We start from the raw sequence: 5,586 nt of genomic DNA, 5'->3' as shown, positions 1-5,586 counted from the left end.
GCCCATCGCAGCGCAGTCCGAGAGCAAAGCGAGAGTAGACCCACCCACCCGGCGCGCGGGGCGGGGGGTATTGGCGAATAATATTAACAAATCGGGTGTTCTTCCTTTCGTTTTCAATTAGGGCGCAGCCCTACCGCCGTAGGCGGTCCTCTTTTTGGAGAAAACTTGCAAAGCGTTATGCGACATTCAAAAGAGCAAAAAACGGCATTGGAAGGGGTTTTATTGGGTGTAAAGGTTAAATATGATACGGTAATGGGGATTAAAGCTGTTTTGTGGGTTTTTTATGGGCGTTATAAAGGGTGTTTTGAACGGGGTTTGCGGTAATAATTATTCAGGTTTGTTAAATGCGGTAATGTAAAGTGCGCTTATGTTACACCAGAAAAGACATCATATTTGTTGAATAACGGTGGGTAATTATAAGCAATTAAAAATAATTATGAGGAAAGTAGTTGACGTAATTCGTTATCTGATATAGACTTATGAGTAATAAAGCGTACTTGTGAGTAAGCATTAGAAAACTGTAACACTGTACCGGACAGCGTTACCTCCATCGGGGAAGAGGCGTTTTATGGCAACCAACTGACTGGTGTTACCATCCCCAACAGCGTTACTTTCATCGGGGTAAGGGCTTTTTCCGGCAACGAGCTGACCAGCGTTACCATCCCCAACAGCGTTACCTCCATCGGGGATGGGGCTTTTTCTATCAACAAACTGACCAATGTTACTATCCCCGACAGCGTTACCTCCATCGGGAAAGAGGCGTTTAGCAACAATAGCAATCTTACTGCAATAAATGTCGCTGAAGGCAATATGGCATATAGTTCACAGAATGGCGTTTTATATAACAAAGCCAAGAGCGTATTGGTTTCATGGCCAGCAAAAAAAACTCCGGTGTCAATACCTTCTTCTGTTACCTCCATTGGGGCAGGGGCTTTTTCCGGCAACGGACTGACAAGCGTCACCATACCGAACAGCGTTACTTCCATCGGGGAGTTGGCTTTTTCCGGTAACGGACTGACAAGCGTCACCATCCCTAACGGCGTTACCTCTATCGGGGATTCCGCGTTTTTAGGCAACCAACTGACCAGCGTCACCATTCCCAACAGTATTACCTCCATTGGGGCAAAGGTGTTTGCCTCCAACCAACTTGCCAGCGTTACCATTCCGAACAGCGTTACCTCCATCGGGGCAGAGGCGTTTGCCTACAACGAACTTGCCAGCGTCACCATACCCAACAGCGTTATCAATATAGCGGATGGGGATGATGAACATAATTATTATTCTGGTGGTAGTTATGGTTATTCTTATGTGGATTATTATTCTTCTGGCGCTTTTGCCAATTGCAGAAATCTTACTAGTATAACCATACCCAACATAAGGAAAACTGCACGTTTTACCTAATTACAAAATTTACCGTTTCCGTAAATGCTTATCCCATAAGGAATTAGCGTTGCTGATTTTTACGCTATAAAACATGGGAAATGGGTGTAATCACAAAAGACATCATATTTCCAAAAAAGAGGTAGTTATGAAGATTCATAATGATTTTACCCTGTATTTCAGGGTTACTTCTTCGGGTAGGCGGGTTGTTTATTTCTACGCTTACGATGAAAACGGCAAGCGGACTAAAGGCAGGTCAACGGGGCAGACCAATAAGACGGCGGCTAGGGTGCTTGTAAACAGGCTTTTGAAAGATGGGGCTTTACTGGCGAAAAAAGATGATGTGCCTACTTTTGGGGAATATTCCGTGAACTGGTGGGATTGGGAAAATTGCGAGTACCTGAAAAAAAGACGGAAACGGGCGAACCTGACGCAAAGTTATTCTGACCACATGAAGCGGAATTTGGATAAGGTTATTTTGCCGTATTTCAAAAATATTAAAATGGACGCTATTACCCCCGCCGTGATTGAGGCTTTTTTGGACAGCCTTATAAAACAAAAATATAAAAACACGACCATTAACGGCTACTACGGAACTTTCAAAACAATGATGATTGAGGCTGTGGAACGTGGGATAATACCTGTTGACCCTACCGCCAAAGTGGAACGGCTGATAAACGACCGAGACGAGATAAAAATTATTACTCCTCTTGAATTCAAAAAGCTGTTTGTCGGTGATTGGCGTAAAGTGTGGGAAGATAGCCATATTACCTGTACTGTGAATAAGGTTGCGGCGTTGTCTGGAATGAGGGTGTCGGAAATTTTAGGGCTTAAAGGGAGTTGCCTTTACGATGATCATATTTACGTCTGTATGCAGCATGACAATTACGGATACAGACCGACTAAAACAAAGGACAAACATAATATTCCGCTTCCGGCTTCTTTGATTGCGGATTTGAAACTTTTGAAAGAAAAAAGCGGAGACGGATATTTATTCTCTACGGACGGCGGTGGTAGCCCTATTTGCCGTAAAACGGTTTTAATGTATTTGCGTAAAGCGTTGGTAAACATAGGTATTTCAAGTGCGGAAATAAAAGAGCGGAATTTGCATATCCACGCTTGGCGGCATTTTTTTAATACTGAAATGCTAAAAGGCGGTATGACCACAGAGCAGGCGCAAGCGATAACCACGCATAAGAGCGAAAGAATGACGGAGCGTTACACGCATTTTGACCCTCTTGAATTTGTGAAGGCGAAAGAAATACAAGAGGCGTTGCTACAGCCTGTTCAGGACAAAACGCAGACAGCGGAAAGAACGGAAATGCCGCCTAATGTGTTTTCTTTTCCTGTGCAGGGCATACCGCAAGAGGAACGGAAACAGGCTTAAAAGGCTTATTTGAACCTTATCCCTCGCTGACGGCGGCGGGGGATTTTTTTTGCCCTGATAAAAATTGCGCATTTATCCCAATTACTTTTGCTTTTGGCTCTGTGAAAATAAAAACAATGGCTGATTATGCAAGCGGTCTAATGCCGCATGGCAAGAAAAAAGGCTTTCGGGCGATGACGTTAAATTTGTGCAATAGTCCTATTTGTTTCTGAAACGGCAAGACTTATTTTTATTTATATGCGGTTTTGGAAATGTCTGTTGCGGAAAATTGTGCAAACATACTATTTATTTCTGAAACGGCGGGACTTACTTTTATTTGTATGAAAGGCGGTTTATGGCGGGTTATGAGATTACGGCTGTTAAAATTGACATTCCCGAAAATTGGAGGAAACTCCTATATCTTTTTGAACTGCCAAAACTTATTTTTATTTGTATGCGGAGGAAGCATGACGGGTTATGAGAATACGGTTTTAAAAAGTTGTACCAAATCTAACTTTATTTATGAAACCGCAGCGGGTATTTTTTATGTATGGGGAGTGAATATGAATAACGGGGAAAAAACGGCTGTGAATTTATTTTTTACTGAAAATTGCACTAAACAACAGTATCGCTTTGAAACGGCAGGACTTATTTTTAACGTATACGGGCGGCGTAATTTCTTGATTGTTTTTATAAAACCTACCCGAATGGGTAATGCCGTTTGCGGTAATGAACAGATATTTTTTACGCATGGGGTGAAATATGAATGACGATTGCAAAATTGACGTTTCTGAAAATTGTACTTTTCCATAGTGTCGCTTTGAAACGGCAGGGCTTATTTTTAACGTATGCGGAGGAAAAATGGAAACCTATTGGAAAGTGAATGAGGCGGCGGCGGCGTTGCAAGTGTCGGTAAAGACCATATACCGATATGTGGCGAAGGGGGAGATACCCTTCCACAAATTGAACAGGGCGGTGCGGTTCAAGCCGTCTGAGATTGAAAACTGGATGGAAGGCAAGAAAGCGGGGGCGGTGAAGAATGAAATGTAAATATTTTGACGAATGTTCAGCGGCAATATGCCCAATGGACGAAAGGGCGGCGCAGTCGGTATGGTTCGCAGACGAGCCTGTCTGCCGTTTGCAGGACGTTCCCGAATGGGTTAAACGTCAGCGGAAAATCGTAAGAATCGGCATGGAAACGATAACGGGATATTTTACCCTGCCCATGCTTGAACGGCGTTGCGTTATCGGGAAAAAGATGTCCGGCATAGACCCTGACTCAACGGACGAGGAGCGGGAAACCGCCGAAAAAAACTGGCTTTGCGGGCATCCGACTGTTAAGGCGAAAACAGGCGTTGAAAGGGAAAAAATGGCGGAGCGGATGCGTTTTTTAAGGTCAATCCGTCTTGGGGTGGAGGTGGAAAAACATAAATCCGTTCAAGGGAAAACGAGTACCGAAGAAAAAAAGGTGAAATCACACAGCGATAACGGGCAGGGCTGTTTTACGCCTAGTAATTTGAATAATGGCGGTGGGATAAAAAAATGAGATTAAGCCGACGGCGGTTTATTCCATGAAAGTTTGGATTTTCAAAGTGTTTTAATCGGCAATGAAGAAATTTTGTAAGGGGTTGTAAAGGTTCGGTTTGGAAGGCGGGGCGCTGTTTATCAGCCGTAATAATCTTGTTTTCTCATGGTTAAAAGGCGTTTTTGAAGATTGCGGCTTTAAGGACGTAATATTAAGCTCTCTGGAAAAGGACGCTCTCACGCTCCAACTGAACAAACTGAAACCAAAATATATTTTTATGCACAGCGAGTTTTACTCGGGCGTAACTCCTTACATGATAGGCTGTCTTCTTGTTAAATTTCCTGAATTAAATGTCAGCGTTGTAAATTTCGGTAATTTCCCTGACAGTCTCGCGGCGCGTTTTATTTTTCATGGGGCTAAATCTTATCTCGATGTTAATTACGGCAACGATGAATTTAAAAACGGGTTAACGGCGGTTAAATCGGGTCAAGATTATTATTCTCCTGGAGTTAGCCGGCAAATCGGGTTTTTTAATGAAATGTCAAATTTTACAAGGGAGATAACTGACCGTGAATGGCAGGTCTTATTTCTCGTCTGCAATGGGTTTAAGGATAAACAAATTGTTTTCAATCTTGCGATTAGCAGGCGGACGGTGGACGCTCACATTAATAATTTGTATAAAATATTTGATGTTTGCAACAGGAAAGATTTAATAAGAAAAGCCGTCTGTATGGGATGGGTTAAGAAAGAACATTTATGTTTTCATGGCACTGACGTAAAAATATCGCAACACCCTTCCGGGAAAAGAAAAAAAATTACCCCGCCGCATGGCGGGGATAGGATAACTATGCGGCTGGCTGCCGTTTAAAACCGCACACGGCGCATTTTGCATTGTCCTTGCATTGCGGGCAGACGACCGATGATGAAAAAGCCGATGACAGTTCATTGATGATGATGTCAATGGCTTTGGGCATGGACACATTGAAAGCCCACGCCAGACGGCGTATTGTTATACATGCCTTTTCCGATAGTTGCGGCGAATAATACCGCTTTTTGTCGTCGTACATGATACAACCTCCTAGAATTGTAGTAGCCCCCGATAGCTAGGAACGGGGGATTGCTGTTATTACGCACAGCAAGAAGGGGGCTAAAACCCGAAACCGCCGCCTTTAACAAAAACCCAACGAAGGCAGGCGGGGTATTTTGTATTGGTGGTGTGGGCTGTAGCGCCCTTCGCCACCGCACAGGGTGCGCTCACACCGCCAAGGAAAACAAAATACCCCGCCTGTTGGGTGTTATTAATTTTTAAAAACTA

Annotated in this window: 7 protein-coding genes and 1 pseudogene; 7 read left to right on the top strand and 1 reads right to left on the bottom strand. The window is 43.5% G+C overall.

What is annotated here, in order from left to right:
- Positions 1–549: 549 nt before the first annotated feature.
- The 7 genes and pseudogenes from ACYVRH_RS10620 to ACYVRH_RS10590 all read left to right on the top strand — a co-directional run.
- Positions 550–747 (top strand): annotated as a pseudogene (locus tag ACYVRH_RS10620) (leucine-rich repeat domain-containing protein); the annotation flags it as partial.
- A gap of 63 nt (positions 748–810) precedes the next feature.
- The gene (locus tag ACYVRH_RS10615; RefSeq protein ID WP_461256887.1) at positions 811–1,401 is read left to right on the top strand and encodes a leucine-rich repeat domain-containing protein; all 591 of its coding nucleotides are present in this window, start codon (positions 811–813) and stop codon (positions 1,399–1,401) included.
- Between the two features lie 127 nt (positions 1,402–1,528).
- Positions 1,529–2,767 carry a tyrosine-type recombinase/integrase gene (locus tag ACYVRH_RS10610; protein WP_461256886.1) on the top strand — a complete coding sequence of 413 codons (1,239 nt, stop codon included), beginning with the start codon at positions 1,529–1,531 and terminating at the stop codon, positions 2,765–2,767.
- Between the two features lie 446 nt (positions 2,768–3,213).
- Positions 3,214–3,516 (top strand): hypothetical protein, encoded by a 303-nt coding sequence (locus tag ACYVRH_RS10605; protein ID WP_461256885.1) that lies wholly within the window; start codon positions 3,214–3,216, stop codon positions 3,514–3,516.
- A gap of 91 nt (positions 3,517–3,607) precedes the next feature.
- Positions 3,608–3,796, top strand: coding sequence for a helix-turn-helix domain-containing protein (locus ACYVRH_RS10600; protein WP_461256884.1), 189 nt, complete (start codon positions 3,608–3,610; stop codon positions 3,794–3,796).
- Positions 3,786–4,292 (top strand): hypothetical protein, encoded by a 507-nt coding sequence (locus ACYVRH_RS10595; protein ID WP_461256883.1) that lies wholly within the window; start codon positions 3,786–3,788, stop codon positions 4,290–4,292. The genes ACYVRH_RS10600 and ACYVRH_RS10595 overlap by 11 nt, the downstream gene beginning before the upstream one ends.
- A gap of 97 nt (positions 4,293–4,389) precedes the next feature.
- Entirely contained in the window at positions 4,390–5,139 is a 750-nt protein-coding gene (locus tag ACYVRH_RS10590; protein ID WP_461256882.1) for a response regulator transcription factor, read from the top strand.
- Here ACYVRH_RS10590 and ACYVRH_RS10585 read toward each other — a convergent pair.
- Positions 5,117–5,338: a hypothetical protein gene (locus ACYVRH_RS10585; RefSeq protein WP_461256881.1), complete on the bottom strand. Its 222-nt coding sequence runs from the start codon at positions 5,336–5,338 to the stop codon at positions 5,117–5,119. The two genes, ACYVRH_RS10590 and ACYVRH_RS10585, sit on opposite strands and share 23 nt — an antisense overlap.
- Positions 5,339–5,586 lie beyond the last annotated feature (248 nt).

It is taken from the genome of Treponema sp. R80B11-R83G3 (assembly GCF_054786115.1).
This window is presented reverse-complemented; position numbering and strand designations above follow the sequence as displayed.